The organism is Pseudomonas sp. PA27(2017), assembly GCF_001945445.1.
Lineage (GTDB): Bacteria > Pseudomonadota > Gammaproteobacteria > Pseudomonadales > Pseudomonadaceae > Aquipseudomonas.
The window spans coordinates 29324-53976 of record NZ_MSXW01000021.1 but is presented as its reverse complement, the minus strand read 5'-3'; the positions used below and the strand labels follow the sequence as shown (position 1 = coordinate 53976).

Below are 24653 nucleotides of genomic sequence, written 5' to 3'. Positions count from 1 at the left end.
CGGTGCGCGCATTGTAACCAAAAGCCGAGCGCAATGCTCAGCCATGCTGCACGCGCATCGTGCCCTGCGATCAGGCCGCCACCACCTCCACGGGAACGCCATTGAGCGCGGCATTGCCGGACAGCGCATCGAGCAAACGCTCATCCGTCAGGTCATTGGCGCTCGCCCCTGGCGTCGCCTGGGCGATGCTCATCTGCACGCCCGGGCGACCATGGCCCCAGCCATGGGGCAGGCTGACCACCCCAGGCATCATCTCGGCGCTACCAAGTACCTCGACCTCCAGCATGCCGACCCGCGAACGCACGCTGACCCGCTGGCCATCGCTGAGCCCGCGTTGCGCCAAATCCTGGGGGTTCATCAGCAACTGATGGCGCGGCTTGCCTTTCACCAGCCGGTGATAGTTGTGCATCCAGGAATTGTTGCTGCGTACATGACGGCGGCCGATCAGCAACAGTTGGCCCTCGACCAATGCCGGCTGCGCCGCGAAACGCTGCAAGTCTTCCAGCAACAACGCCGGCGCGATCTGCACCTGGCCGTCAGGCGTTTTCAGACGCGCCGCCAAGTTGGGCTTGAGCGGGCCGATATCCAGGCCATGGGGATGATCCAACAGCGACTGCAGCGACAGGTTGAGCGGCGAGCACTCGCCGTACGGCCCCATCCGCAGGCCGAAGTCGATCATCTGCGCTGGCGGCTGCGTCGGTTTGAGGGTCGCGCCGGTCTGTGCGGCAAAGGCCTGCGCCAGGCCGACGAAGATCTCCCAGTCATCCAGTGCGCCATCGGGTTTGGGTAGCACGGCCGAGTTGAAGCGGGTGACGTTGCGCACCGCGAACAGGTTGAAGGTGGTGTCGTAGTGATCGTGCTCCAGCGGCGCGGTGGATGGCAGGATCAGGTCGGCGTAGCGAGTGGTTTCGTTGACGTACAGGTCCACGCTGAGCATGAAATCCAGCCCTTCGAGCCCGCGCTCCAGCTGGCGGCCGTTGGGCGTGGAGAGCACCGGGTTGCCCGCCACGGTGATCAGCGCCCGCACCTGCCCCTCACCGTCGGTGAGCATTTCCTCGGCCAGGGCGCTGACCGGCAGCTCGCCGCCGTACTCCGGCAGGCCAGATACGCGGCTCTGCCAACGATCGAAGTGCCCGCCGGACGTTGCCCCCACCAGGTCCACCGCCGGCTCGGTGCAAAGCGCCCCGCCCTCGCGATCCAGATTGCCGGTCACCAAATTGATCACCTGCACCAGCCATTGGCACAGGGTGCCGAATACCTGGGTCGAAACCCCCATGCGCCCGTAACAAACGGCGCGCTCGGCCGCGGCAAAGTCACGGGCCAGTTGCCGGATCGTTCCTGCCGGCACACCGCAGCGCGCGGCCATGCGGTCAGCGCCGAACGGGGCAACCGCGCCGCGCACCTCATCCAGCCCGGCGATTGGCAAATGACTGACACGCCCGAGGTTTTCCTCGAACAGCGTATTGAGCATGCCCAGCAACAAGGCGGCATCCTGCCCAGGGCGAATGAACAGATGCTGGTCGGCGATGGCTGCGGTTTCGGTATGCCGCGGATCGACCACGACCAGCTTGCCGCCACGAGCCTGGATGGCCTTGAGGCGCTTCTCCACATCCGGCACGGTCATCAGGCTGCCGTTGGATGCCAACGGGTTGCCCCCCAGGATCAGCATGAAATCGGTATGGTCGATGTCGGGGATGGGGATCAGAAAACCGTGGCCGTACATCAGGTGGCAGGTCAGGTGATGGGGCAACTGATCGACCGACGTGGCCGAGTAGCGATTGCGCGTTTTCAGCAGGCCCAGGAAGTAGTTGCTATGGGTCATCAGTCCGTAGTTGTGCACGCTAGGGTTGCCCTGGTAGACCGCCACGGCGTTCTGCCCATGGGCTGCCTGCACGGCAGCCAGGCGGCTGGCCGCGAACTCGAAGGCCTCCTGCCAAGTGATGGCTTCCCAGCGATCGCCGCTACGGCGCATGGGCTGGCGCAGGCGGTCCGGGTCATTCTGGATATCCTGCAGGGCCACGGCCTTCGGGCAGATATGGCCGCGGCTGAACGGATCGTCGCGGTCGCCCTTGATCGAGCGCACCTGGGGCGGCCCATCGGCAACCTGCTCGACTTCCAGCGTCAGCCCACAAATGGCTTCGCACAGGTGGCACGCACGGTGATGGAGGGTCGTGGTCATGGCCAGCCTCACTTTATTCTTGAGAGCCCATCATGGGCGCCGGCGCGGCCTCCTGCCAGCAGCTTCGATGCCGTGAATCGCGGGCCATCAGGGCCATGCATCAGGCCGGCGTAAAGGCCGGAAAGGCGCGTCACATCTGGCAATCCGGGCAAATTTGCGCCTAGGCGTCATTTACTTATAAGATCGGCGGCTTCCCGTTTCGTCGCACTGTGCGGCCCCCAGCCGCAGGTTCTCCCGTTTTTCCTCGAAAAAACAACCTGCGCCCTGTATGTCAAAAGGTAGTTAACGATGAGCGCAAGACACTTTCTCTCGCTGAAGGACTGCACACCGGATGAACTGGTGGGCCTGATCCGACGCGGCATGGAGCTGAAAGGCTTGCGCAACAGCGGCGTGCTCTTCGAACCCCTGCGCAATCGCGTGCTGGGCATGATCTTCGAGAAAGCCTCGACCCGTACCCGCGTATCGTTCGAAGCCGGCATGATCCAGCTCGGCGGCCAGGCCATCTTTCTGTCGCCGCGCGACACCCAGCTAGGCCGTGGCGAGCCGGTCGCCGATTCGGCCATCGTCATGTCGCGCATGCTCGATGCGATCATGATCCGCACCTTCGCCCATAGCACCCTGACCGAGTTCGCCGCCAACTCCCGCGTGCCGGTGATCAACGGTTTGTCGGACGATCTGCACCCCTGCCAGCTGCTGGCCGACATGCAGACCTTCCACGAGCACCGCGGCAGTATCGTCGGCAAGACCGCAGCCTGGATCGGCGACGGCAACAACATGTGCAACTCCTATATAGAAGCGGCCATGCAGTTCGACTTCACTCTGCATGTCGCCTGCCCGGAAGGCTACGAGCCGAGCGCCGCCCTGCTGGCCGAGGCCGGTGAGCGCGTGAAGATTTTCCGCGACCCACGCGAGGCCGTAGCCGGTGCGCACCTGGTAACTACCGATGTGTGGGCCTCCATGGGCCAGGAAGAGGAAATCGCCGAGCGCCACAAGCTGTTCGCGCCCTATCAGGTGAACCGCGCGCTGCTCGACGCGGCCGATGAGAACGTACTGTTCCTGCATTGCCTGCCGGCGCACCGTGGCGAGGAAATCAGCGTCGACCTGCTCGACGATCCACGCTCGGCCGCCTGGGATCAAGCGGAGAACCGCCTGCATGCGCAGAAAGCGCTGCTCGAATTCCTGGTCGAACCGGCGTATCACCACGCATGAGCCAGCCGATGCTGTTGAGCCTGCGCAATCTGGGTTGCGGCTACGGTGACCAGCGCATCGTGCAGCAGTTGAACCTGCACCTCAACGCAGGGGAAATCGGTTGCCTGCTCGGCCCATCCGGCTGCGGCAAGACCACCACGCTGCGCGCCATCGCTGGTTTCGAGCCAGTGCTCGAAGGCGAAATCGCCCTGGCCGGCGAGGTCATCTCCCGCCCAGGCTTCACCCTGGCGCCCGAGAAGCGCCGTATCGGCATGGTGTTTCAGGATTACGCCCTGTTCCCGCACCTGAGCGTGGCGCAGAACGTGTCCTTCGGCATTCGCAAGCAGCCCGACTGCGAGCAGGTGACCCGCGAATTGCTGGAGCTGGTCAAGCTCGACCACCTGAGCAAGCGCCACCCGAACGAGCTGTCTGGCGGGCAACAGCAGCGCGTCGCCCTGGCCCGCGCGCTGGCTACCAACCCGCAATTGCTGCTACTCGACGAGCCGTTTTCCAACCTCGACGGCGAGCTGCGCCGGCGCCTGAGCCATGAGGTGCGCGATATTCTCAAGGCCCGTGGCACCAGCGCGATTCTGGTCACCCACGATCAGGAAGAAGCCTTCGCCGTCAGCGACCAGGTGGGCGTGTTCAAGGCCGGGCACCTGGAGCAATGGGACACACCGTTCAACCTCTACCACGAGCCGCAGACGCCCTTCGTCGCCAGCTTCATCGGCCAGGGCTACTTCATTCGCGGCCAGTTGCTTGCGCCCGATGAGGTGCAAACCGAGCTGGGCCTGATTCGTGGCAACCGCGCCTATTCATGGCCAGTCGGCAGTGCGGTGGATGTGCTGCTGCGCCCGGACGATATCGTCCACGACCCCGAGAGCGCGCAGAAGGCCAAGATCGTCGGCAAGAGCTTTCTCGGCGCAGCCACCCTGTATCGCCTGCAATTGCCCACCGGCAGCCAGCTCGAGGCCCTGTTCCCCAGCCATGCAGATCATCAGCCCGGTGAGCAGGTAGGCATCCGCATCGCCGCCGACCACCTGGTGGCCTTCGCCGCGCCAGGCAGCGTGGCGGCGCCCTCGACGCTGGAACGGGCGGATTAGAGATATAGCTGGCCGCTGCTCACCACCCGGGCCTGCCCAGCGATCTCTACCCGCTCACCCTTCAGGCGGCACCACAGGAAACCACCCCGGACGCCGCCCTGGTAGGCGCTCAGTTCCGGCTTGCCCAGTTGCTGCGTCCAGTACGGCGTGAGGATGCAGTGCGCCGAGCCGGTGACCGGATCCTCGTCGATGCCCACCGCCGGCGCGAAGTTGCGTGACACGAAATCCACCGCCTCGCCTCTCGCGGTCACGATCACCGCCGGCCAGGGCAGCTGCGCCAACGCCCGTAAGTCGGGGTTGCAGGCGCGCACGGCCGCTTCGGACTCGAGCACCACCAGCAGTTGTGGGGCGTCGAGCACGGCAGCGGGCGTCTGCCCGAGGATTTGCGCCAGGCCGTCGGGCTCGGCGATTGGCGTCGGCGCATTGCACGGGAAATCCAGCACCAGACGACCGCCCTCGCGGCGCACCGACAGGCTGCCATTCACGTAGTTGAAATTGATGCGCTCACCCGGCTCGCCATGGCACTCGAACAGGGCATGGGCGCTGGCCAAGGTGGCGTGCCCGCACAGTGGGACTTCGGTGGTCGGCGTGAACCAGCGGATACGCCAGGCCGCGCCCTCTTTGACCACGAAGGCGGTTTCTGCCAGGTTGTGCTCGGCGGCGATCTGCTGCATCAACGCAGCGTCTAGCCAACGGTCAAGGCGATAAACCACCGCCGGGTTGCCTGCAAAGGGCTTGTCGCTGAAGGCGTCGATCTGGTGAAACGGCAGGGACATCGGAATTTCCTTGAAGATGACGGATGGCTCAGCATGCCTCTATCGCGCCGCCTGGCTGCGATACAGCGCGGCGCCAATACGGCGCAACAGCGCGATCAGGGCTGAGTATGGATGCCGTAGCGTTGCAGCAGGGCGTCGAGGCGACCGTCCTGCCGATAGCGCCGCACGCCTTCGTCGAAGATATCGCGATAGCGGGCACTGGAGGACAGCACGGGGGAAAAGGCGATGTAGATCGGCACGTCCGGCACCCGACAGCCAACCTGGACCAGATCATCGTGATTGCCGTGCTGGTCTTGGTACATGGCCATGATCCAGGTGTTCTCCAGCAGCGCGTCCAGGCGCCCCAGCTCGACCTTGCGCACGTTGAGTGCCAGCGCCTGCTCACCGGCAGCAAGCTGTAGCCGGTCGTGCTCCTTCTGGTAGCGGCGGATGTAGTCGTCCAGTTCCTGGCCGTAGCTGTAGCCGTTGATCACCCCCAGGCGAACCTTGGCGAGCGAATCCAGCCCGGTATAACGCCAGGTGCTGTCGGCCCGGGCGTAGAAACAGTTGCGGGAAATACCCGGCGCCGATTTGCCGAAGAGAAAGTCCGGCGCGTCGCGCACGCCGGCACCGACCAGCGCGTTGGCGCGCCCGCTGCGCACGTCCTGCACGGCACGTGCCCAGTTGGTGACGCGGTAGTCGACCTCAATGTCGGCCTCGGCGAAGATCTGCGTGGCCAACTCGACGAAGATGCCGGGGCGCTCGGCGTCCTGCGCGCAGTTGACCGGGCACCAGACGTCGGCCTCCATGATCAGGGTTTCCGCCCGGGCGCAGGCGCTGCTCAGCATCACAGCCGCCAACAGGCTTCTTGCCACCCAACCGACACCGTTCACCGTTTGCCTAGCCTCCTGCTATCAATGCGGCGCCAGTGTCGCCACGTCCTTTGTTACATCGCGCCGGCCCTGGCAGGCAGAGGCGACAACGATGCCGACAGTGCCAGTCTCTGGCCGGCGCTTCAAGCCTGTTGCGCAGCCGGTGGTCAAACTCCGGCCCATGGCCCCGAGCAGATCAGCGGCCGATATCGGCGAACTGTGCCTGGGTATGCTCGGCCAGAACCTCGGCGCTCAGTTCGACCTCCAGCCCACGCCGCCCGGCGCTCACGTAAACGGTGGAGAAATCGCGCGCACTGCCATCGATGAAGGTACGCAGGCGCTTCTTCTGGCCCAGAGGGCTGATGCCGCCGACCAGGTAGCCGGTCGCGCGCTGCGCGGCATCGACCGCCGCCATGTCCACTTTCTTCACGCCGGCAGCCTGTGCCAAGGCCTTGAGGTCGAGGCTGCCAACCACCGGCACCACCGCCACGAGCAGCTCACCCTTTTCACTGGCCGCCAGCAACGTCTTGAACACCTGAGCCGGCTCAAGCTCTAGCTTCTCGGCGGCTTCCAGCCCGTATGAAGCCGCCTTGGGATCATGTTCATAGCTGTGAATTCGATGCACAGCGCCAGCCTTCTTCAAGAGATTCAATGCGGGTGTCATGAAGGCTCCGACTGCAGGAAGACGACGTGCCGATTCTAGCGCTGCTGCCAGCGAAACGCTGCGCCAATCTGCGGCCGCCAAGGAAACTTGTTTCACAACGGAACCTATTACTCGCCAAACTGACCTATTGAACTGTACGCGCGATTGATATCGAAAATATGGAGCGTTTATACGGTTCGATTTTTGACAATGCGCTAAAACCGCATCTACTTTTTTCGATTACGAACATCCAGAGACCCTTATCCGATGGCAGTGGTGCAAAGGTCGCCCTATCCAGCAGTGGGCCGCCGTACCTGACACCAGCGCCAACAACAACAAAAATGAGGCTTCCCCATGACTATCGCGCTACAACAACCCTCGCTATCGGGCCAATGTATGGCCGAGTTTCTGGGCACGGCCCTGCTGATCTTCTTCGGCACCGGCTGCGTTGCCGCCCTCAAGGTCGCAGGCGCCAGTTTCGGCCTGTGGGAAATCAGCATCATCTGGGGCGTAGGCGTCAGCATGGCTATCTACCTGACCGCGGGCGTGTCCGGCGCGCACCTCAATCCGGCGGTGAGCATCGCACTCTGGCTGTTCGCCGGTTTCGAAAAGCGCAAGCTGCCGTTCTACATCCTCGCCCAGATTGCCGGCGCATTCTGTGGTGCACTACTGGTGTACACGCTGTACAGCGGGTTGTTCACCGAATTCGAACAGGCCAATCAGATGATCCGTGGCTCCCAGGCCAGCCTGGAATTGGCCTCGGTGTTCTCTACCTTTCCCAATCCGGTGTTATCTACCGGGCAGGCATTCATGGTCGAAGTGGTGATCACCGCGATTCTGATGGGCGTGATCATGTCCCTGACCGATGACAACAATGGCCTGCCGCGCGGCCCCATGGCACCGCTGCTGATCGGCCTGCTGATCGCCGTGATCGGCAGCGCCATGGGCCCTTTGACCGGCTTCGCGATGAACCCGGCGCGCGACTTCGGGCCAAAGCTGATGACCTTCATCATGGGCTGGGGCGAGATTTCCCTGACCGGCGGCCGCGACATTCCCTACTTCCTGGTACCGATCTTCGCGCCGATCCTGGGCGCCTGCATCGGCGCCGCGGCGTATCGCACCCTGGTCGCGCGGCATCTGCCCAGCGCGGTCGAAGCACCGGTGGCAGAACGCGCCGCCGACCGCGACATCAAAGCTTCCTGATTTCAACGGCGTGCCGATCGGCTCGCAACGCACGCCCATTTCGTTCGCTCACCTCAAGGCAATCGACATGACCGACAAGAACTACATCATTGCCCTCGACCAGGGTACTACCAGCTCCCGCGCGATCATTTTCGACCGCGACGCCAACGTGGTATGCATCGCCCAGCGCGAGTTCACCCAGCACTACCCGCAAAGCGGCTGGGTCGAACATGACCCCATGGAAATCTTCGCCACCCAGAGCGCGGTGATGGTCGAGGCCCTGGCCCAGGCCGGCCTGCACCATGATCAGGTAGCTGCCATCGGCATCACCAACCAGCGTGAAACCACCGTGGTGTGGGACAAGAACACCGGTCGACCGATCCACAACGCCGTCGTCTGGCAGTGCCGCCGCAGCACCGAGATCTGCCAGCAGCTCAAGCGCGACGGCCTGGAGCCGTACATCAAGGAGACTACCGGCCTGGTCACCGACCCCTACTTCTCGGGCACCAAGCTGAAGTGGATTCTCGACCACGTAGAAGGCAGCCGCGAGCGCGCCCGCAAGGGTGAACTGCTGTTCGGCACCATCGATAGCTGGCTGATCTGGAAGTTCACCGGTGGCAAGGTGCACGTCACCGACTACACCAACGCCTCGCGCACCCTGCTGTTCAACATCCACACTCGCGAGTGGGATGCGAAGATGCTGGAGGCGCTGGATATTCCCCGCGAGATGCTGCCGGAGGTCAAATCCTCATCCGAGGTCTATGGCCACACCAAGAGCGGTATCGCCATCGCCGGTATCGCTGGCGACCAGCAAGCCGCCCTGTTCGGTCAGATGTGCGTGGAGCCGGGCCAGGCCAAGAACACTTACGGTACCGGCTGCTTCCTGCTGATGAACACCGGCAACAAGGCGGTCCACTCCCAGCACGGCATGCTCACCACCATTGCCTGCGGCCCGCGCGGCGAGCCGGCCTATGCGCTGGAAGGCGCGATCTTCAACGCCGGCTCCACCATCCAGTGGCTGCGCGATGAGCTCAAGGTGGTCAACGACGCCTACGACACCGAATACTTCGCTGGCAAGGTCAAGGACAGCAACGGCGTATACCTGGTGCCAGCCTTCACCGGCCTCGGCGCGCCCTACTGGGATCCCTACGCTCGCGGTGGCCTGCTTGGCCTGACTCGCGGCGTGAAGATTGACCACATCATCCGCGCCGCCCTGGAATCCATCGCCTACCAGACCCGCGACGTGCTCGACGCCATGCAGCAGGACTCGGGCGAGCGCCTCAAGTCCCTGCGCGTGGACGGCGGCGCGGTGGCCAACAACTTCCTGATGCAGTTCCAGGCCGACATTCTCGGCACTCATGTGGAGCGCCCGGAAATGCGCGAGACCACGGCCCAGGGCGCGGCCTACCTGGCAGGCCTGGCCACCGGGTTCTGGAGCAGCCTGGACGAGCTGCGCGGCAAGGCGGTGATCGAGCGCGAGTTCGAGCCGCAACTGGCCGATGCGGACAAGGAGAAGTTCTACGAGGGCTGGAAAAAGGCCGTGGGCCGCACCCGCGACTGGCAGCCCCACGAAGAACAGAAGTGAGCCACAGCCCCGGCTGTCGCTGGCAGTGAGCAGGTTCGTGCGGCATCATGGTGCAATTCCGTGCGGCCCGAAGGACATTCAATGAATCTGCCCCCTCGCCAGCAGCAAATCCTCGATCTGATCCGCGAACGCGGCTACGTCAGCATCGAGGAGTTGGCCACCCAGTTCGTCGTTACTCCGCAAACCATCCGCCGCGATATCAATCAGCTGGCGGATGCCAACCTGCTGCGCCGCTACCATGGCGGCGCAGCCTACGACTCCAGCGTCGAGAACACCGCCTACGCGATGCGCGCCGACCAGATGCGCCAGGAAAAACAGCGCATCGGTGAAGCGGTTGCCGCACAGATTCCCGATCATGCCTCGCTGTTCATCAACATCGGCACCACCACCGAAGCAATCGCCCGCGCGCTGCTCAACCACAGCCACCTGAAGATCATCACCAACAACCTCAACGTCGCCTCGATGCTCGCCGCCAAGGACGACTTCGACGTGCTGCTCACCGGTGGCAACGTGCGCCGCGACGGCGGCCTGGTGGGCCAGGCGAGCGTGGACTTCATCAGCCAGTTCAAGGTCGACTTCGCCCTGGTCGGTATCAGCGGCATCGACGAAGACGGCAGCCTGCTGGATTTCGATTATCAGGAAGTGCGGGTTTCCCAGGCGATCATCGCCAACGCCCGCAAGGTGATTCTCGCCGCCGACTCCAGCAAGTTCGGCCGCAATGCGATGATCCGCCTGGGCCCGATCAGCCTGATCGACTGCCTGGTAACCGACCAGCAGCCAGTCGCCGGCCTTTGCCAATTGCTCGACCAACACAAGATTCGCCTCGAAGTCGTCTGACCCCCTCCTCTCCACCCGAGCCCCGGGCAACACGCCCAGGGCTCGGGTGCGTGTCATTTTTTATTCCTATTCGAACATCGGGCGAACCTTCCAGGCCCCCGAGCATCCTAATTATGTTCGTGAATTTTCATTCCAGCGCATTCCAGGGCGTTTTTTGATCGAACACCACTGGATGCGCCTCTAATCATGCGCTAGTATTTTCGAAAATGAACATTCATGTTCGATTTGAAAATGAAAACGCTATACGAGGCCCCGACGATGTCCACATCCAGCCTGTCCAACAGCCCGCTGTCCGAGGTTTACGATATTGCCGTCGTGGGCGGCGGCATCAATGGCGCAGGTATCGCCTGTGATGCGGCGGGTCGCGGCCTGTCGGTATTCCTATGCGAAAAGGACGACCTCGCCCGTCACACCTCGTCGGCGAGCAGCAAGCTGATCCATGGTGGCCTGCGCTACCTGGAGCACCACGAATTCCGCCTGGTACGCGAAGCACTGGCCGAACGTGAAGTGCTGCTGGCCAAGGCGCCGCACATCGTCAGCCCGATGCGCTTTATCCTGCCCCACCGCCCGCACCTGCGCCCGGCCTGGATGATCCGTGCCGGCCTGTTCCTGTATGACAATCTGGGCAAGCGCAAGGCGCTGCCACGTTCGCGAGGCCTCAGCTTCGGCGCCAACAGCCCGCTCAAGGCCGAGATCAGCAAGGGCTTCGAATACTCCGATTGCTGGGTCGACGACGCCCGCCTGGTGGTGCTAAATGCCATGGCCGCCCGCGAGCACGGCGCCCATGTGCATACCCACACGCGCTGCGTGAGCGCACGCCGCAGCAAGGGCGCCTGGGAGGTCGATCTGGAACGCGCCGATGGCAGCCGCTTCTCGATCCGCGCCAAGGCGCTGGTCAATGCCGCTGGCCCCTGGGTGGCGCGCTTTATCCGTGACGACCTGCAGCAGAAGTCGCCGTACGGCATCCGTCTGATTCAGGGCAGCCATATCGTCGTACCGCGCCTGTTCGAGGGCAAGGAAGCCTACATCCTGCAGAACGAAGACCGCCGCATCGTGTTCGCCATCCCGTATCTGGATCGCTTCACCCTGATCGGCACCACCGATCGCGAGTACCAGGGTGACCCGGCTACCGTAAGCATCAGCGAGGAAGAAACCACGTACCTGCTGAAAGTGGTCAACGATCACTTCCGCAAATCGCTCAGCCGTGACGACATCCTCCACAGCTACGCCGGTGTGCGCCCGCTGTGCGACGACGAGTCCGACGAGCCCTCAGCCATCACCCGCGACTACACCCTGTCGCTGTCGGCCCAGGGCGGCGAGCCTCCGCTGTTGTCGGTGTTTGGCGGCAAGCTGACCACCTACCGCAAGCTCGCGGAATCGGCACTGGCCCAGCTGGCGCCGTTCTTCCCGAATATGAAGGCGCGCTGGACGGCCGATGCCCCGCTGCCTGGCGGCGAGAACATGCAAAGCCGTGAAAGCCTGATCGAAGCCCTGCGCGCCCGCCACGGCTGGCTGAGCGCCGAGCTGGCGAGCCGCTGGGCCATCACCTACGGCAGCCGAACCTGGCAATTGCTCGACAAGGTGCAGAGCGAGAGCGACCTGGGCGAACACTTCGGCCACGACCTGTACGCCCGCGAAGTGGACTACCTGCGCGAGCAGGAATGGGCCACCGAGGTGGACGATATCCTCTGGCGCCGTAGCAAGCTGGGCCTGTTCCTGTCCGCTGCCGAGCGCAGCCGACTGGAAGCCTACCTGGCCCCCGCCGCACCTACGCTGCTTACATCTGCACCAGTTGCACATCCAGCCGATGCGCTTGCAGATGCGGCAGCACCGCGGCAAGCAACGGCGCCTTGAAACGCTCCTGAAAGCGGTGGGCCAGCCCGGGAATCAGGCGCAGCTCGCTACCGCGAATATGTGCAGCCACGTGCACGCCGTGCATCACTGGCAACAGCGGGTCGGCGGTGCCATGCACCACCAGAGTCGGCACCTGCAAACGATTGAGCAGGTCGACCCGGCTGCGTTCGGCGAGAATCGCCAGTAGCTGGCGCTCCACGCCCGCCGGGTTGAAGGCGCGGTCATAGGCGAGCTCAGCCTGGTGCAGCAACATGGCGCGGTCATCCACCACGGCAGGGCTGCCGAGCGCCGCCAACAGGTCGGCCTGCTGCTCCAGCGCCACTTCACGGCTCGGCGCCTCGCGGCGCGCCAGCAGGCGCAGCAACGCCGGGCTGGGAGCCGGCAATCCTTGAGCCCCCGAACTGGTCATCAACAGCGTCAGGCTACGCACCCGCTGGGGTGCCATGTCGGCGACATGTTGGGCGATCATCCCGCCCATGCTGGCGCCAAGTAGATGAAAATCCTCGATGCCCAGCGCATCCATCAAACCCAAGGCGTCGCCGGCCATATCGCGTAGCCGATAAGGCGCGCCAACCGACAGCCCGAGCCGGTAGCGCAGCACCTCGAAGGCCAGATTGGCCTCGGGTGCCTGAGTGTTCCAGCGACTCAGCCCTACGTCGCGATTATCGAAACGGATCACCCGAAAGCCCTGCTCGCAGAGTTGCTCGACGACGTCATCCGGCCAGTGAATCAACTGCCCACCGAGGCCCATGACCAACAGCAGGGCCGGATCGCTGCTACGCCCGATGCTCTGGTACGCAAGGCTCACATCGCCCAGCGCCACGCGCTCGACGTCCGTGCCGACCTTGCATGTTTCGGCCGCCAGAGACGACAGGCTGCCCAGCAGGGCAGCCAGAAAGATAACGATGCGCATGATGAATTCCACGAGCGAAAGGGCGAGTAGCAGGCAAGTGTTGCAGTGAAGGAGCACGGCGCGCTGCCACATAACGGTGACAGTTTGATGAAACCTGCCAAACGGACGCACGAGGTGCGACTCGACAGCAGGCCGACTCATGGGCGACACTCTCACACATGAATACTGCTCATCTTCCTGACTGAGCAGTTGAATACTTTGCAGGTAGCCTGATGCTCGAAATTCGTCACCTGAAAACGCTCCACGCCCTGCGGGAAACCGACAGCCTGGTCGATGCCGCTGATCGCCTGCACCTGACCCAATCGGCACTGTCGCACCAGTTCAAGGAACTCGAGGAGCGCCTTGGCATGCAGCTGTTCGTACGCAAGACCAAGCCGGTACGCTTCACCAGCGCCGGCCTGCGTCTGCTCCAGTTGAGCGACGCCGTGCTGCCATTGCTGCGCAGCGCCGAACGCGATCTGTCGCGTCTTGCCGGTGGCACGGCCGGCCGCCTGCACATGGCGATCGAGTGCCACAGTTGCTTTCAATGGCTGATGCCGACCATCGACCAGTTCCGCGATGCCTGGCCGGAAGTCGAGCTCGACCTGGCCTCGGGCTTCTCCTTCGCGCCCCTGCCCGCCCTGGCCCGTGGCGATCTGGACCTGGTGGTAACGTCGGACCCGGTGGAGCTGTCCGGCATTACCTATGTGCCGCTGTTCACCTACGAAGCCATGCTCGCGGTGGCCAACCAGCACGCCCTGGCCAGTCGCCCCTATATCCGCCCTGAAGACCTGCTGAAGGAAACCCTGATCACCTACCCGGTGGAGCGTGATCGCCTGGATATATTCACCCGCTTTCTGGAGCCCGCCGACATCGAGCCGGCCCAGGTACGCACGTCCGAGCTGACGGTGATGATGATGCAGCTGGTGGCCAGTGGTCGCGGTGTCTGCGGCCTGCCCAACTGGGCGCTGCACGAGTACAGCTCACGGGGCTACGTGACCGCCAAGCGCCTTGGCGACAAGGGTTTGTTCGCCACGCTCTACGCCGGCGTGCGCACCGACATGCTCGATGCGCCGTTCATGCGTGATTTCCTGCTCACCGCCAAGGACACTTCGTTCGCCAATCTCGAAGGCGTCAGCGTCGCCCGGCAGTAACCCCTTTCCACGGCAACACAGGGCTTCACCATGAAAATCAGCGACATCCCCTTTGGCGTCACCGACTGGAGCCAGATTCAGCCTACCGAACACGCTGGCGAAACCGGCATGGCCTATTGGCGCACCTGCCAGTTCGGCGCGCTGCGCGTGCGCATGGTCGAGTACACGGCGGGCTACCTAGCCGACCACTGGTGCCAGAAGGGCCACATCTTGCTCTGCCTAGAAGGTGAGCTGCACACCGAGCTCGATGACGGCCGCCGCTTCGTGATGACACCCGGCATGAGTTATCAGGTCGCCGATGGCGCCGAAGCGCACCGCAGCTCGACGAGCACCGGCGCTCGACTGTTCATCGTCGACTGAATCGGGCCGCCGACAGGTTACAGCCTCGCCGTTCTGCCGTTATGCTGGCGGTCGATTTCTGCGCCTGGAGCCCGTCATGATCAATGCCTACCGTCTGCCCGTTATCGCCGGTCTGGTTCTGCTGGGCGCCTGCGCCAGCCCCTCGAAAACCCTGCAGGTGCAGAAGCAGAGCCAGTGCCCGATCGTCCTGCACGCGGGCCAGCAGTTGATCCTCAGCCTGCCGAGCAACCCGACGACGGGCTATCGCTGGACGGTGCAGGAAGACGCGGCCGCGGTGCTCAAGGCCCTTGGCCCGGAAGTCTACAGCGCAGCCGAGGATTCCGACCTGGTCGGCGGCGACGGCCACTCCACCTGGCGCTTCCAGGCCACCGAGGCGGGTGAAGCCCAGTTGCTGCTGACCTACGCCCAGCCCTGGGATGCCAGCGCCGCGCCCGCCGACACCTTCGATTGTCAGATCCGCGTGCGCTAAGGATGCGGCTGCACGGCCAAACCCAGGCCGACCATCGCATCAGGCTCGTCACGAGGTTTGGCTAATCGCCGGACTTGGCTAAAATGCGCGCCTTTCCAGCGCCATGCAGACCGACCGTGAACAGACAGCCCGACCAACTCTTCGCCCAGCCACTGGATCAGGTGCCGGATTTCGTCTTCAACGAGGACGTGGCCCGGGTCTTTCCCGACATGATCAAGCGCTCGGTGCCGGGCTATCCGACCATCGTCGAGAACATCGGCGTTCTGGCTGGCCAGTTCGCCCAGCCCGGCAGCCTGCTCTATGACCTGGGTTGCTCGCTGGGCGCCGTCACCCAGGCGCTGCGCCGCCACGTACAGGTGGACGGTTGCCGGGTGATCGCCGTGGACAACTCCAGCGCCATGGTCGAGCGCTGCCGCGAGTACCTGCACGCCCAGGACGCCATGTTCCAGGAGCTGCTGCCGGTCGAGGTCATCGAAGCCGACATTCTCGCCATGGACTGGCAGCCCGCCTCCCTGGTGGCGATGAACTTCACCCTGCAGTTCATCGCCCCGGAAAACCGCCTGGAACTGCTGAGCCGGATCCGCAGTACCCTGCTGCCCGGTGGTGCGCTGATCCTCTCCGAGAAACTGCGCTTCGAAGACGAACAACAGCACGCCCTGCTCACCGACCTGCACATCGCCTTCAAGCGGGCCAACGGCTACAGCGAACTGGAAATCGCCCAGAAGCGTAGCGCCATCGAAAACGTCATGCTGCCCGACAGCCTCGAACAGCACCGCGAACGCCTGCAGGCGGCAGGCTTCAGCAAAGTGGTGCGGTGGTTCCAGTGCCTGAACTTCGCGTCCCTGGTGGCCTTGCCATGATGCGCCGTATGGATCTGGACGCCCTGCAGGCCGAGCTCGCCGGCACGCCCCTGCAGGACTGGAGCGCTGATTTGCCCGGGCAGATCGACGCCAAACTGGCCATCGGTCATGGCGACCTGCAGCGCTGGCATGCGGCTGTCGAAGCGCTGCCACAGCTGCAGACCGAGCAGATCGACCTGCAGCAGGACTTCCGCCTCGATGGCCATTGCGATGAGGCCACCCGAGCGGCGCTGGACAGTGCCCTGCGCGGCCTGATCCCCTGGCGCAAAGGCCCCTTCCATACCTTCGGCGTGCACGTGGACACCGAATGGCGCTCGGACTGGAAGTGGCAGCGCGTCGCCCCGCACCTGGATCTCAGAGGCAGACGCGTGCTCGACGTCGGCTGCGGCAATGGCTACTACATGTGGCGCATGCTCGGCGCCGGCGCCCGCAGCGTGGTCGGCATCGACCCGAACTGGCTGTTCCTCTGCCAGTTCCTGGCAATGAAGAACTACCTGCCGGATCTGCCCGCCTGGCACCTGCCGCTGGGTATCGAAGAGCTGCCATCGAAGCTGCTGGGCTTCGACACGGTGTTTTCCATGGGCGTGCTCTATCACCGCCGCTCGCCCATCGACCACCTGCTAGAACTCAAGGACTGCCTGCGCAAGGGCGGCGAACTGGTGCTGGAAACCCTGGTGGTGGAAGGCGACGCCCAGCAGGTGCTGGTCCCCGAAGACCGCTACGCGCAGATGCGCAACGTATGGTTCCTGCCGTCGGTGCCCGCGCTGGAGCTATGGCTGCGCCGCGCCGGGTTCCTGGATGTGCGCTGCGTGGACGTCAGCGTCACCTCGGTCGAAGAGCAGCGCAGCACCGACTGGATGCGCTACCAGTCGCTGCCCGAGTTTCTTGACCCGCTCGACCACCGCCGTACCGTCGAGGGCCTGCCGGCACCGCGCCGCGCCGTGCTGGTGGCACGCAAGCCCTGATAAAGGCTAGTCGGCGGCATCACCCTTGCGGCGCCATTCAGCCTGCCGCGCCGCGATCAGTGCAAGGGGCATCTGCGCCCCGGCACTGACTCGCCCGTGAGCACTTCCCAGGCGAATCTGCCCTGCGCGATCGAGCATCATCAGGCGGCGCATCTTGCGCCTCCAGCACCAGGCGAAATACCAGTCGCCCAGCCACTGCATCAGCTGGTGCGGGTCGGCACCCGGAGACCTGGCCAAGTTGGCGCGCTCGATATGTGCGGCGTGCTGTTCATTCGACTTCATGACAACTCTCCTCGACAGCGATTGCTCACCGGTTATCGGTGATTGCTTGCCGACAGCTTGAGCTGCGCTTATCGTTAATAAAATCGACAAATACATAACCATCAGTTAAGAAAATATTAACGACATGATGAACAGTCCATCGCCAACCAACATGCCTGGCGCATTGCCCCTATTGGAAAGCGATGTGCTGAAGACTTTCGTCGGCATTGCCGAAAGCGGCAGCTTCACCCGCACCGCCGCGCAGGTGTTCCGCACCACGGCTGCGGTCAGCCAGCAGATCAAACGCCTGGAGGAAACCCTTGGCCGCACGCTGTTTCTACGCGAGAGCCGCCGCGTGCGGCTCACGCCGGATGGCGAAGTTCTGCTCGGCTATGCCCGCCGCCTGCTCAAGCTCAACGAGGAAGCGGTGGCGCATTTCCGGGTGCCCAGCCTGGCGGGCACCGTGCGTTTCGGCACGCCGTTCGACATCGGTGTCGGCTCGCTGCCGGACCTATTGTCACAGTTCGCCCTCAGCCATCCGGCCGTGCAAGTCGATGTCTCGGTGGGTCGCAGTTGTGAGCTGATCGAGCGCCTGGATGCCGGCGAACTCGACCTGACACTGCTCAATACCGGTGATGCCGATGCCGATGACACCCGTGGCGAAGTCATTTGCAGCGAATCACTAGTGTGGGCAGGTCGAGAAGGCGGCCTGGCCGTCAAGCGCGACCCGTTGCCGCTTGCGCTGGCCAATACCGGCTGCGCCTGGCGTCGTGCCGCCCTGGACGGTCTGGACCGCCAGGGGCGCAGCTATCGCATCGCCTATTCCAGTGAACAATGCGCCGGCCAGGAAGCCGCACTGCTGGCCGACCTGGCCATTGCGGCCTTGCCCGCCAGCCTGGTCAAACCGCCGCTACGCCGCCTTTCTCAGCAGGAGCACGGCCTGCCGCCACTGGGCGCCTACCACATCAAACTACTGCGCGGCAGCAACCGTGGCGCGGCCGCCGAAGCACTGGCGGCGCAGGTGGCAGTGGCTTACGGCGCCATGCGTTAGCGCGACACAACGCTTTCGATCAGTTGCTTCATCTCGCGCACGGCTTCCTTGAAGCCGACGAACAACGCGTGGCTGACCAGCGCATGGCCGATGTTCAGCTCGTTGATACCGGGGATCGCCGCGACCGGCTCGACGTTGTGGTAATGCAGGCCGTGGCCGGCGTTGACGATCAACCCCAGCGACACGCCCAGGGCGACGCCTTCTCGGATACGCTGCAGCTCGGCAGCCGCTTCTTGCGGCGTATGCGCATCGGCATACCGCCCGGTATGCAGTTCGATGGCCGGTGCGCCGACGCGCTTGCTCGCCTCGATCTGCTGCGGGTCGGCATCGATGAACAGCGAAACCTCGCTGCCGACGGCCGCCAGGCGCGTTACCGCCGCGGCAATCCGCGCTTCCTGGCCGGCGACGTCAAGGCCACCTTCGGTGGTCAGCTCCTGGCGGGTTTCCGGCACCAGGCACACGTGCTCGGGGCGTATTTCCTCGGCGAAGGCGAGCATGAAGTCGGTCACGCCCATCTCGAAGTTCATGCGCGTCTGCATGACTTCCTTGAGCACGCGCACGTCGCGCTCCTGGATATGCCGGCGATCTTCACGCAAGTGCACGGTGATGCCATCGGCACCCGCCTCTTCGGCGTCCAGCGCGGCTTTTACCGGATCGGGATAGCGAGTACCACGCGCCTGGCGCAGCGTGGCGACGTGATCGATATTCACGCCCAGCAAAACACGGTTGGCTTCAGTCACGATTCGGCTCCTTGAGCGTCATGAACAATTCGCGGCTGACCAGAGGTCGGCCGCCGAGATGAGGGGCGAGTGCCTGGCGCATCAGGCGCTTGGCCGCGGCCAGGGCACCGGGCGTGCTCCAGTCTGCGTCGGCCATGGCCAACAGCTCGCTACCGAGAAAGGCCCCGGGCTGCCAATGGCCGATGGGCAGAAAGCCGCTGTCGGCCTCGAGCCGGTACAAGCCGTCGCTGACCACGGCATTGCCCTGCACGTCGCTGTCGAGGGCGAAACCATAGCCGAGTTCATCGAGCAGACGCCATTCGAACGCGCGCAAGATCGGCTCCAGCGGCCGACCCTGGGCCAGCGCCAGGATGCTGATGGCGTAATGCTCGAAGATCACCGGGTGCGGGTCTTCGGCGGGCAGCACGCGAATCAGCAACTCGTTTAGGTACAGGCCGCTGAACAGCGCCTCGCCGGTGAGCAGGTTGGGAATGCCAGCGGCTTCCAGGCGACCGACGTTCTTCAGCTCGCCGCGGCCGCGGGTTTCCAGCTCCAGGGGAATGAACGGCCGCGCCAGGCTGCCAGCCTTGCCCCGCGCGCCACGCAACACGGCGCGCAAACGGCCTTGCGGGGTCAGGAAGTCGACCAGCGCGCTGCTCTCGCGGTAGGCGCGGCTGTGCAGGACATAGGCGGGCTGGCTGAGCGCAAGCATGGGAAGAAACTCGCTGAGTTAGCCAGCCGCAGCGCGGCGGATGCCGGGTCAGATATCGTCGTAACCGAGCGAACGCAGGGCGCGTTCGTCATCGGACCAGCCACTCTTCACCTTGACCCAGAGATTGAGCATGACCTTGGTGTCGAACATCGACTCCATGTCCTTGCGCGCTTCCTGGCCAATGCGTTTAAGGCGCTCGCCCTTCTCGCCGATGATGATCTTCTTCTGGCCATCGCGTTCGACCAGGATCAGCGCATGGATATGCATGATCCGCCCTTCGCGCTTGAACTCCTCGATCTCCACGGTGATCTGGTAAGGCAGCTCGGCACCGAGCTGACGCATGATCTTCTCGCGTACCAGCTCGGCGGCGAAGAAACGCCCGGAGCGGTCGGTGATCTGGTCTTCCGGAAAGAAGTGCACACCCTCGGGCAGGCGCTCGCCTACCAGCTTTTCCAAAGCATCGAGGTTGTGCCCATGCTGCGCCGAAACCGGCACGATCTCGGCGTTGGGCAGTTGCTGCGCCAGCCACTGCAGGTGCGGCATCAGGTCGGCCTTGTCTTCCAGGCGATCGGTCTTGTTGACCGCCAGGATCACCGGCCCTTCGACGTACTGGACGCGTTCGAGCACCATCTGGTCCTCGTCGGTCCAGCGGGTGCGATCGACCACGAAGATCACCACGTCGACATCCTTCAGAGCCGACGAGGCGTTCTTGTTCATGTAACGGTTGATCGCCTTGTCGTTGTTCTTGTGCAGGCCGGGCGTATCGACGTAGATCGCCTGCACTTCACCCTCGGTCTTGATGCCGAGCATGTTGTGGCGAGTGGTCTGTGGCTTGCGCGAGGTGATCGCCAGCTTCTGACCGAGAATGTGGTTGAGCAGCGTCGATTTGCCCACGTTGGGCCGGCCAACGATGGCGACATAGCCACAGCGCGTTACGGGCGAATCAGTCATTGCCGTTCTCCACACCCAGGGCGATCAGCGCGGCAGTGGCCGCGACCTGTTCGGCGATCCGGCGGCTGGCGCCTTGGCCCAGGGTTTTGTCATTGAGTAGATTGACCTGACATTCGACCACGAATGTCCGGCAATGGGGTTCGCCCTGAATGTCGACCACCTCGTAACGCGGCAGCTCGCAAGCACGCGACTGAAGGAACTCCTGCAGGCGAGTCTTGGGGTCCTTGTTGGTGTCGACCAGGGTCAGGCCGTCCAGCTCGTTGGTCAGCCAGGCCAGCACGCGCTCGCGGGCGACGTCCATGCCGGCATCCAGGTAGATGGCACCGATCAGCGCTTCCAGGGCGTCGGCCAGGATCGAGTCGCGGCGAAAACCACCGCTCTTCAGCTCACCCGAGCCCAGGCGCAGGTACTCACCAAGATCGAAACCGCGCGCCAGCACGGCAAGGGTCTCACCCTTCACCAGGCGTGCGCGCAGCCTCGACAGCTGGCCTTCGCGGGCCTGGGGGAAGCGCTCGTAGAGCGCCTCGCCGGCGACGAAATTGAGGATGGCATCACCGAGGAACTCCAGGCGCTCATTGTTGCGTCCGGCAAAACTGCGATGGGTCAGGGCCAGGATCATCAGATCCTGGTCCTTGAAGCTATGCCCGAGCTGGCGCTCAAGGCGGGTCAACGAAACACTCACGGCATACGCACACGAAATTCTTTATCGAAATTAACCACCAGATCGATGTTCTCGATCAGGTGCTCACGTTTTTCATACTTGAGGTGGGCAAGAAATTCGTTGCCATCCTGGGTCACCTTCAGCGCGTCCTGCATGTTCAGGTCGCGGATGCTGTTGACCGTCATGCCACGGCTGACGTGGCTGTAGAAATCGCCCACGGTCCTGACTTCCTGCAGGCGGTCGGTTTCCACGGAGGTGATGATCTTTTCCATCGACATATAGTCGAGGTAATGCGGCACCACCTTGAACGCCGTGCTGGCCAGAAACGCCACGACAGCCAGTACCACCAGCCAGCTGACGATCGACAAGCCCTGCTGCGAGCGTGCGAATTTCATGTTCATCCCCAAAAGTATCCAGATAGTCCGATGCGCGTCGCGCGCATGACAAGACTATAGATAGCTGGCGGCGCCGTATTGAACGGCGCCGCAAATTTTCATCAGATCAGTGAATGAGTCCGACACGGGAGAAGTTCGGCAGGGTCTTGAACTTCGGGTCCGGCCAGCTCATCCAGATGGCAAACGCCTTGCCGACGATGTTGCGATCCGGAACCATGCCCAGCACGTCTTTAGGGATATTCGGGTCGTTCCAGTAACGGCTGTCGTTGGAGTTGTCGCGGTTGTCGCCCATCATGAAGTAGTGCCCTTCAGGGACGGTCCACTCCTTGCCGGGTTCGGCGCGGTAACGGGTCATTTCCTTGCGGATGCGATGCTCGACATCGCCCAGGCGCTCGCTGTACAGCGTGGCGCTGCCCAGGCTGCCGGGCTCCTCACCGATCAACTGCTCGGCAACCGGCTTGCCATTGACGAACAGGCGCTTGTCGCTGCTGTAGCGCACCTGGTCGCCCGGCAGGCCGATAACGCGCTTGATGTAGTTGACGTTGGGATCGCTCGGGTAGCGAAACACCATGACGTCACCGCGCTGCGGGTCGCCGACTTCGATCACCTTGGTGTCCAGCACCGGCAGGCGAATGCCGTAGGCAAACTTGTTGACCAGGATGAAGTCGCCCACTTCCAGGGTCGGAATCATCGACCCGGACGGGATCTGGAATGGCTCGACCAGAAAGGAGCGCAGCACCAGCACGATGGCCAGTACCGGAAAGAACGACTTGCCGTACTCGACCAGCAAGGGTTCCTTGTTGAGCTTCTCGACCACTGCGTCGTCGACTTGCTCGACCTTGCCCTGATAACTGGCGATCGCTGCACGACGCCGCGGCGCCAGAAATACCAGATCGAACAAGGCCAGGGCGCCGCACACGGCGACGGCAATGACCAGCAACAGCGGAAAATTGAATGACATAGGCCCTAGCTATCCAACTTGAGTACAGCAAGGAAGGCTTCCTGTGGAATCTCCACGTTCCCCACCTGCTTCATGCGCTTCTTACCGGCCTTCTGCTTCTCCAGCAGTTTGCGCTTACGGCTCACGTCGCCGCCGTAGCACTTGGCCAGAACGTTCTTTCTCAATGCCTTGACAGTGGTTCGTGCCACGATCTGACCGCCAATGGCCGCCTGGATCGCCACATCGAACATCTGCCGAGGGATCAGCTCTTTCATCTTCTCGGTCAACTGACGCCCTTTGTAGTGGGCGTTGTCACGGTGCACGATCAATGCCAGCGCATCGACCTTGTCGCCGTTGATCAACACGTCCAGCTTGACCAGGTTGGCCGACTGGTAACGGTCGAAATGATAATCCAGCGAGGCATAGCCACGGCTGGTGGATTTCAGACGGTCGAAGAAGTCGAGCACCACTTCGTTCATCGGCAGGTCGTAGCGAACCTGAACCTGAGTGCCGAGGAACTGCATGTCACGCTGCACGCCGCGCTTTTCGATGCACAGGGTGATGACGTTACCCAGATGTTCCTGCGGAACCAGGATCGTGGCTTGTACGATCGGCTCACGGAAATCTTCGACCGAGGACACATCCGGCAGCTTCGACGGGTTGTCCACGTAAATGGTTTCACCGGTCTTGAGCACGACTTCGAAAATAACGCTCGGCGCGGTGGTGATCAGGTCCAGGTCGTATTCGCGCTCCAGGCGCTCCTGGATGATTTCCATGTGCAGCATGCCCAGGAAGCCGCAACGGAAGCCGAAGCCCAGAGCGTCGGAGCTTTCCGGCAAATACTGCAGGGACGAATCGTTGAGGGTCAGCTTCTGCAGGGCGTCGCGGAAATCCTCGAAATCATCGGAGCTGACCGGGAACAGGCCGGCGTATACCTGCGGCTGGATGCGCTTGAAGCCAGGCAGCATTTCCACGTCGGGCGTCGAACTCAAGGTCAGGGTATCGCCCACCGGCGCACCGTGAATGTCCTTGATGCTGGCGATGATGAAGCCCACTTCGCCGGCTTTGAGGTCGGCGGTAGCCGTGTGCTTGGGATTGAACACCCCGACGCTGTCGACCAGGTGCACCTTGCCGGTGGACTTGACCAGAATCTTGTCGCCCTTCTTGACGCGGCCGTGGCGCACGCGCACCAGAGACACGACGCCCAGGTAGTTGTCGAACCAGGAGTCGATGATCAGCGCCTGCAGCGGCGCCTCGATCTCGCCGGTCGGCGCCGGAATCGCCTGCACCAGACGCTCGAGCACTTCATCGACGCCCATGCCGCTTTTGGCGCTGCACGCCACGGCGTCGCTGGCATCGATACCGATGATCTTCTCGATCTCTTCCTTGACGCGATCAGGGTCGGCCTGCGGCAGGTCCATCTTGTTCAGCACGGGCATGACTTCCAGGCCCTGCTCGATGGCGGTGTAGCAGTTGGCGACCGACTGCGCTTCCACGCCCTGCCCCGCATCGACGACCAGCAGCGCACCTTCGCAGGCCGCCAGCGAGCGGCTCACCTCATAGGTGAAGTCGACGTGACCGGGCGTGTCGATGAAGTTCAGCTGGTAGGTAATGCCGTCCTTCGCCTTGTAATACAGGGTGACGCTGTGGGCCTTGATGGTGATGCCGCGCTCACGTTCCAAGTCCATGGAATCGAGAACCTGAGCCTCCATCTCGCGCGCGGTCAGGCCACCGCACATCTGGATGAAACGGTCAGCCAGCGTCGACTTGCCGTGGTCAATGTGGGCAATGATGGAAAAATTGCGGATATGACTCAGGTCACTCACAGGACAACACTCGAAAAAGGGCGCAGGCGAATGCCTGCCGAAAATAGCCGCGAAGTTTACCCGAGTGGTTGCCCCCACGTCACGTCAGGACAAGCGCACGCGTGCAGTAATTGAGTGCCCGCTTGCCTTGCCTGCCTCGATTGACCGGGATTTGCTGGGCCACCTTCATGAGCAAGCGGTGAGATGGGCACAAAAAAGGGCGACTTTCGTCGCCCTTCAGCTGCTGACTTTGTTATTGG

General features: G+C 63.3%; 25 protein-coding genes. 12 read left to right on the top strand and 13 right to left on the bottom strand.

All coding sequences use genetic code 11. The features are described 5' to 3' along the window. Positions 1-70 precede the first annotated feature (70 nt). Entirely contained in the window at positions 71-2179 is a 2109-nt protein-coding gene (locus tag BVH06_RS10870) for a molybdopterin oxidoreductase family protein (protein ID WP_075934092.1), read from the bottom strand. Between the two features lie 288 nt (positions 2180-2467). Here BVH06_RS10870 and argF point away from each other — a divergent pair, with 288 nt between their 5' ends. Further along, complete coding sequence (argF, locus tag BVH06_RS10865) at positions 2468-3388, top strand: ornithine carbamoyltransferase (protein WP_075931195.1); 921 nt, start codon at positions 2468-2470, stop codon at positions 3386-3388. Then, positions 3385-4470 (top strand): ABC transporter ATP-binding protein, encoded by a 1086-nt coding sequence (locus BVH06_RS10860; RefSeq protein WP_075934091.1) that lies wholly within the window; start codon positions 3385-3387, stop codon positions 4468-4470. The genes argF and BVH06_RS10860 overlap by 4 nt, the downstream gene beginning before the upstream one ends. Here the strand turns inward: BVH06_RS10860 and BVH06_RS10855 are convergent. The 3 genes from BVH06_RS10855 to ybaK all read right to left on the bottom strand — a co-directional run bounded on the left by BVH06_RS10855 (position 4467) and on the right by ybaK (position 6761). Then, a complete protein-coding gene (locus BVH06_RS10855; protein WP_075931197.1) occupies positions 4467-5246 on the bottom strand; it encodes a PhzF family phenazine biosynthesis protein in 780 nt (259 codons plus the stop codon). The genes BVH06_RS10860 and BVH06_RS10855 overlap by 4 nt on opposite strands. A 95-nt stretch (positions 5247-5341) precedes the next feature. Next, positions 5342-6073 (bottom strand): ABC transporter substrate-binding protein, encoded by a 732-nt coding sequence (locus tag BVH06_RS10850; RefSeq protein ID WP_256575167.1) that lies wholly within the window; start codon positions 6071-6073, stop codon positions 5342-5344. 220 nt (positions 6074-6293) lie between these two features. Continuing rightward, on the bottom strand, positions 6294-6761 hold the full coding sequence (ybaK, locus tag BVH06_RS10845; protein WP_075931199.1) for a Cys-tRNA(Pro) deacylase: 468 nt from the start codon (positions 6759-6761) through the stop codon (positions 6294-6296). Positions 6762-7094: 333 nt separating this feature from the next. Between ybaK and BVH06_RS10840 the strand changes: the two genes are divergently transcribed. From BVH06_RS10840 to glpD, 4 genes are all read left to right on the top strand, one after another. Then, on the top strand, positions 7095-7943 hold the full coding sequence (locus BVH06_RS10840) for an MIP/aquaporin family protein (RefSeq protein WP_075931200.1): 849 nt from the start codon (positions 7095-7097) through the stop codon (positions 7941-7943). A 67-nt stretch (positions 7944-8010) separates the two neighbouring features. Further along, positions 8011-9507: a glycerol kinase GlpK gene (gene glpK / locus BVH06_RS10835; protein WP_075934089.1), complete on the top strand. Its 1497-nt coding sequence runs from the start codon at positions 8011-8013 to the stop codon at positions 9505-9507. Between the two features lie 81 nt (positions 9508-9588). Further along, a complete protein-coding gene (locus BVH06_RS10830; protein ID WP_075931202.1) occupies positions 9589-10344 on the top strand; it encodes a DeoR/GlpR family transcriptional regulator in 756 nt (251 codons plus the stop codon). Between the two features lie 258 nt (positions 10345-10602). Continuing rightward, a complete protein-coding gene (gene glpD, locus BVH06_RS10825) occupies positions 10603-12198 on the top strand; it encodes a glycerol-3-phosphate dehydrogenase (RefSeq protein WP_075931379.1) in 1596 nt (531 codons plus the stop codon). On the opposite strand, the gene BVH06_RS10820 is transcribed toward glpD, so the two are convergent. Further along, the gene (locus BVH06_RS10820) at positions 12122-13111 is read right to left on the bottom strand and encodes an alpha/beta fold hydrolase (protein ID WP_075934109.1); all 990 of its coding nucleotides are present in this window, start codon (positions 13109-13111) and stop codon (positions 12122-12124) included. The genes glpD and BVH06_RS10820 overlap by 77 nt on opposite strands. Positions 13112-13323: 212 nt before the next feature. On the opposite strand from BVH06_RS10820, the gene metR reads away from it, so the two are divergent. The 5 genes from metR (at position 13324) to cmoB (ending at position 16898) form a co-directional block, all read left to right on the top strand. Next, complete coding sequence (metR, locus tag BVH06_RS10815) at positions 13324-14244, top strand: transcriptional regulator MetR (RefSeq protein ID WP_075934088.1); 921 nt, start codon at positions 13324-13326, stop codon at positions 14242-14244. A gap of 30 nt (positions 14245-14274) precedes the next feature. Continuing rightward, a complete protein-coding gene (locus BVH06_RS10810) occupies positions 14275-14604 on the top strand; it encodes a DHCW motif cupin fold protein (RefSeq protein WP_075934087.1) in 330 nt (109 codons plus the stop codon). A gap of 76 nt (positions 14605-14680) precedes the next feature. Further along, positions 14681-15073: a protease inhibitor I42 family protein gene (locus BVH06_RS10805; protein ID WP_075934086.1), complete on the top strand. Its 393-nt coding sequence runs from the start codon at positions 14681-14683 to the stop codon at positions 15071-15073. Positions 15074-15156: 83 nt separating this feature from the next. Continuing rightward, positions 15157-15933 carry a carboxy-S-adenosyl-L-methionine synthase CmoA gene (gene cmoA, locus BVH06_RS10800; RefSeq protein ID WP_075934085.1) on the top strand — a complete coding sequence of 259 codons (777 nt, stop codon included), beginning with the start codon at positions 15157-15159 and terminating at the stop codon, positions 15931-15933. Next, positions 15930-16898, top strand: a complete 969-nt coding sequence (gene cmoB, locus BVH06_RS10795) for a tRNA 5-methoxyuridine(34)/uridine 5-oxyacetic acid(34) synthase CmoB (protein ID WP_075934084.1) — start codon at positions 15930-15932, stop codon at positions 16896-16898. The genes cmoA and cmoB overlap by 4 nt, the downstream gene beginning before the upstream one ends. A gap of 6 nt (positions 16899-16904) precedes the next feature. Here cmoB and BVH06_RS10790 read toward each other — a convergent pair whose 3' ends face one another. Then, the gene (locus BVH06_RS10790) at positions 16905-17180 is read right to left on the bottom strand and encodes a hypothetical protein (protein WP_075934083.1); all 276 of its coding nucleotides are present in this window, start codon (positions 17178-17180) and stop codon (positions 16905-16907) included. 127 nt (positions 17181-17307) lie between these two features. Between BVH06_RS10790 and BVH06_RS10785 the strand changes: the two genes are divergently transcribed. Further along, positions 17308-18210 (top strand): LysR substrate-binding domain-containing protein, encoded by a 903-nt coding sequence (locus tag BVH06_RS10785; protein ID WP_075931380.1) that lies wholly within the window; start codon positions 17308-17310, stop codon positions 18208-18210. Here the strand turns inward: BVH06_RS10785 and pdxJ are convergent. The 7 genes from pdxJ to lepA all read right to left on the bottom strand — a co-directional run bounded on the left by pdxJ (position 18207) and on the right by lepA (position 24414). Continuing rightward, positions 18207-18950 carry a pyridoxine 5'-phosphate synthase gene (gene pdxJ / locus BVH06_RS10780; protein ID WP_075931210.1) on the bottom strand — a complete coding sequence of 248 codons (744 nt, stop codon included), beginning with the start codon at positions 18948-18950 and terminating at the stop codon, positions 18207-18209. The two genes, BVH06_RS10785 and pdxJ, sit on opposite strands and share 4 nt — an antisense overlap. Then, a complete protein-coding gene (recO, locus tag BVH06_RS10775; RefSeq protein WP_075934082.1) occupies positions 18943-19641 on the bottom strand; it encodes a DNA repair protein RecO in 699 nt (232 codons plus the stop codon). Before recO ends, pdxJ begins: the two co-directional genes overlap by 8 nt. Positions 19642-19689: 48 nt before the next feature. Further along, positions 19690-20592 (bottom strand): GTPase Era, encoded by a 903-nt coding sequence (gene era / locus BVH06_RS10770; RefSeq protein ID WP_075931212.1) that lies wholly within the window; start codon positions 20590-20592, stop codon positions 19690-19692. Beyond that, entirely contained in the window at positions 20585-21274 is a 690-nt protein-coding gene (rnc, locus tag BVH06_RS10765; protein WP_013792324.1) for a ribonuclease III, read from the bottom strand. Before rnc ends, era begins: the two co-directional genes overlap by 8 nt. Further along, positions 21271-21648 carry a DUF4845 domain-containing protein gene (locus BVH06_RS10760; RefSeq protein WP_013792325.1) on the bottom strand — a complete coding sequence of 126 codons (378 nt, stop codon included), beginning with the start codon at positions 21646-21648 and terminating at the stop codon, positions 21271-21273. Before BVH06_RS10760 ends, rnc begins: the two co-directional genes overlap by 4 nt. 106 nt (positions 21649-21754) lie before the next feature. Next, positions 21755-22609: a signal peptidase I gene (gene lepB / locus BVH06_RS10755; RefSeq protein WP_075931213.1), complete on the bottom strand. Its 855-nt coding sequence runs from the start codon at positions 22607-22609 to the stop codon at positions 21755-21757. 5 nt (positions 22610-22614) lie between these two features. Beyond that, entirely contained in the window at positions 22615-24414 is a 1800-nt protein-coding gene (lepA, locus tag BVH06_RS10750; protein ID WP_075931214.1) for a translation elongation factor 4, read from the bottom strand. Between the last annotated feature and the right edge of the window lie 239 nt (positions 24415-24653).

Coding starts and splice junctions, on each gene's coding strand:
- BVH06_RS10870 (WP_075934092.1), bottom strand. CDS start 2,179: ATGACCACGACCCTCCATCACCGTGCGTGCCACCTGTGCGAAGCCATT.
- argF (WP_075931195.1), top strand. CDS start 2,468: ATGAGCGCAAGACACTTTCTCTCGCTGAAGGACTGCACACCGGATGAA.
- BVH06_RS10860 (WP_075934091.1), top strand. CDS start 3,385: ATGAGCCAGCCGATGCTGTTGAGCCTGCGCAATCTGGGTTGCGGCTAC.
- BVH06_RS10855 (WP_075931197.1), bottom strand. CDS start 5,246: ATGTCCCTGCCGTTTCACCAGATCGACGCCTTCAGCGACAAGCCCTTT.
- BVH06_RS10850 (WP_256575167.1), bottom strand. CDS start 6,073: ATGCTGAGCAGCGCCTGCGCCCGGGCGGAAACCCTGATCATGGAGGCC.
- ybaK (WP_075931199.1), bottom strand. CDS start 6,761: ATGACACCCGCATTGAATCTCTTGAAGAAGGCTGGCGCTGTGCATCGA.
- BVH06_RS10840 (WP_075931200.1), top strand. CDS start 7,095: ATGACTATCGCGCTACAACAACCCTCGCTATCGGGCCAATGTATGGCC.
- glpK (WP_075934089.1), top strand. CDS start 8,011: ATGACCGACAAGAACTACATCATTGCCCTCGACCAGGGTACTACCAGC.
- BVH06_RS10830 (WP_075931202.1), top strand. CDS start 9,589: ATGAATCTGCCCCCTCGCCAGCAGCAAATCCTCGATCTGATCCGCGAA.
- glpD (WP_075931379.1), top strand. CDS start 10,603: ATGTCCACATCCAGCCTGTCCAACAGCCCGCTGTCCGAGGTTTACGAT.
- BVH06_RS10820 (WP_075934109.1), bottom strand. CDS start 13,111: ATGCGCATCGTTATCTTTCTGGCTGCCCTGCTGGGCAGCCTGTCGTCT.
- metR (WP_075934088.1), top strand. CDS start 13,324: ATGCTCGAAATTCGTCACCTGAAAACGCTCCACGCCCTGCGGGAAACC.
- BVH06_RS10810 (WP_075934087.1), top strand. CDS start 14,275: ATGAAAATCAGCGACATCCCCTTTGGCGTCACCGACTGGAGCCAGATT.
- BVH06_RS10805 (WP_075934086.1), top strand. CDS start 14,681: ATGATCAATGCCTACCGTCTGCCCGTTATCGCCGGTCTGGTTCTGCTG.
- cmoA (WP_075934085.1), top strand. CDS start 15,157: ATGCGCGCCTTTCCAGCGCCATGCAGACCGACCGTGAACAGACAGCCC.
- cmoB (WP_075934084.1), top strand. CDS start 15,930: ATGATGCGCCGTATGGATCTGGACGCCCTGCAGGCCGAGCTCGCCGGC.
- BVH06_RS10790 (WP_075934083.1), bottom strand. CDS start 17,180: ATGAAGTCGAATGAACAGCACGCCGCACATATCGAGCGCGCCAACTTG.
- BVH06_RS10785 (WP_075931380.1), top strand. CDS start 17,308: ATGAACAGTCCATCGCCAACCAACATGCCTGGCGCATTGCCCCTATTG.
- recO (WP_075934082.1), bottom strand. CDS start 19,641: ATGCTTGCGCTCAGCCAGCCCGCCTATGTCCTGCACAGCCGCGCCTAC.
- era (WP_075931212.1), bottom strand. CDS start 20,592: ATGACTGATTCGCCCGTAACGCGCTGTGGCTATGTCGCCATCGTTGGC.
- BVH06_RS10760 (WP_013792325.1), bottom strand. CDS start 21,648: ATGAAATTCGCACGCTCGCAGCAGGGCTTGTCGATCGTCAGCTGGCTG.
- lepB (WP_075931213.1), bottom strand. CDS start 22,609: ATGTCATTCAATTTTCCGCTGTTGCTGGTCATTGCCGTCGCCGTGTGC.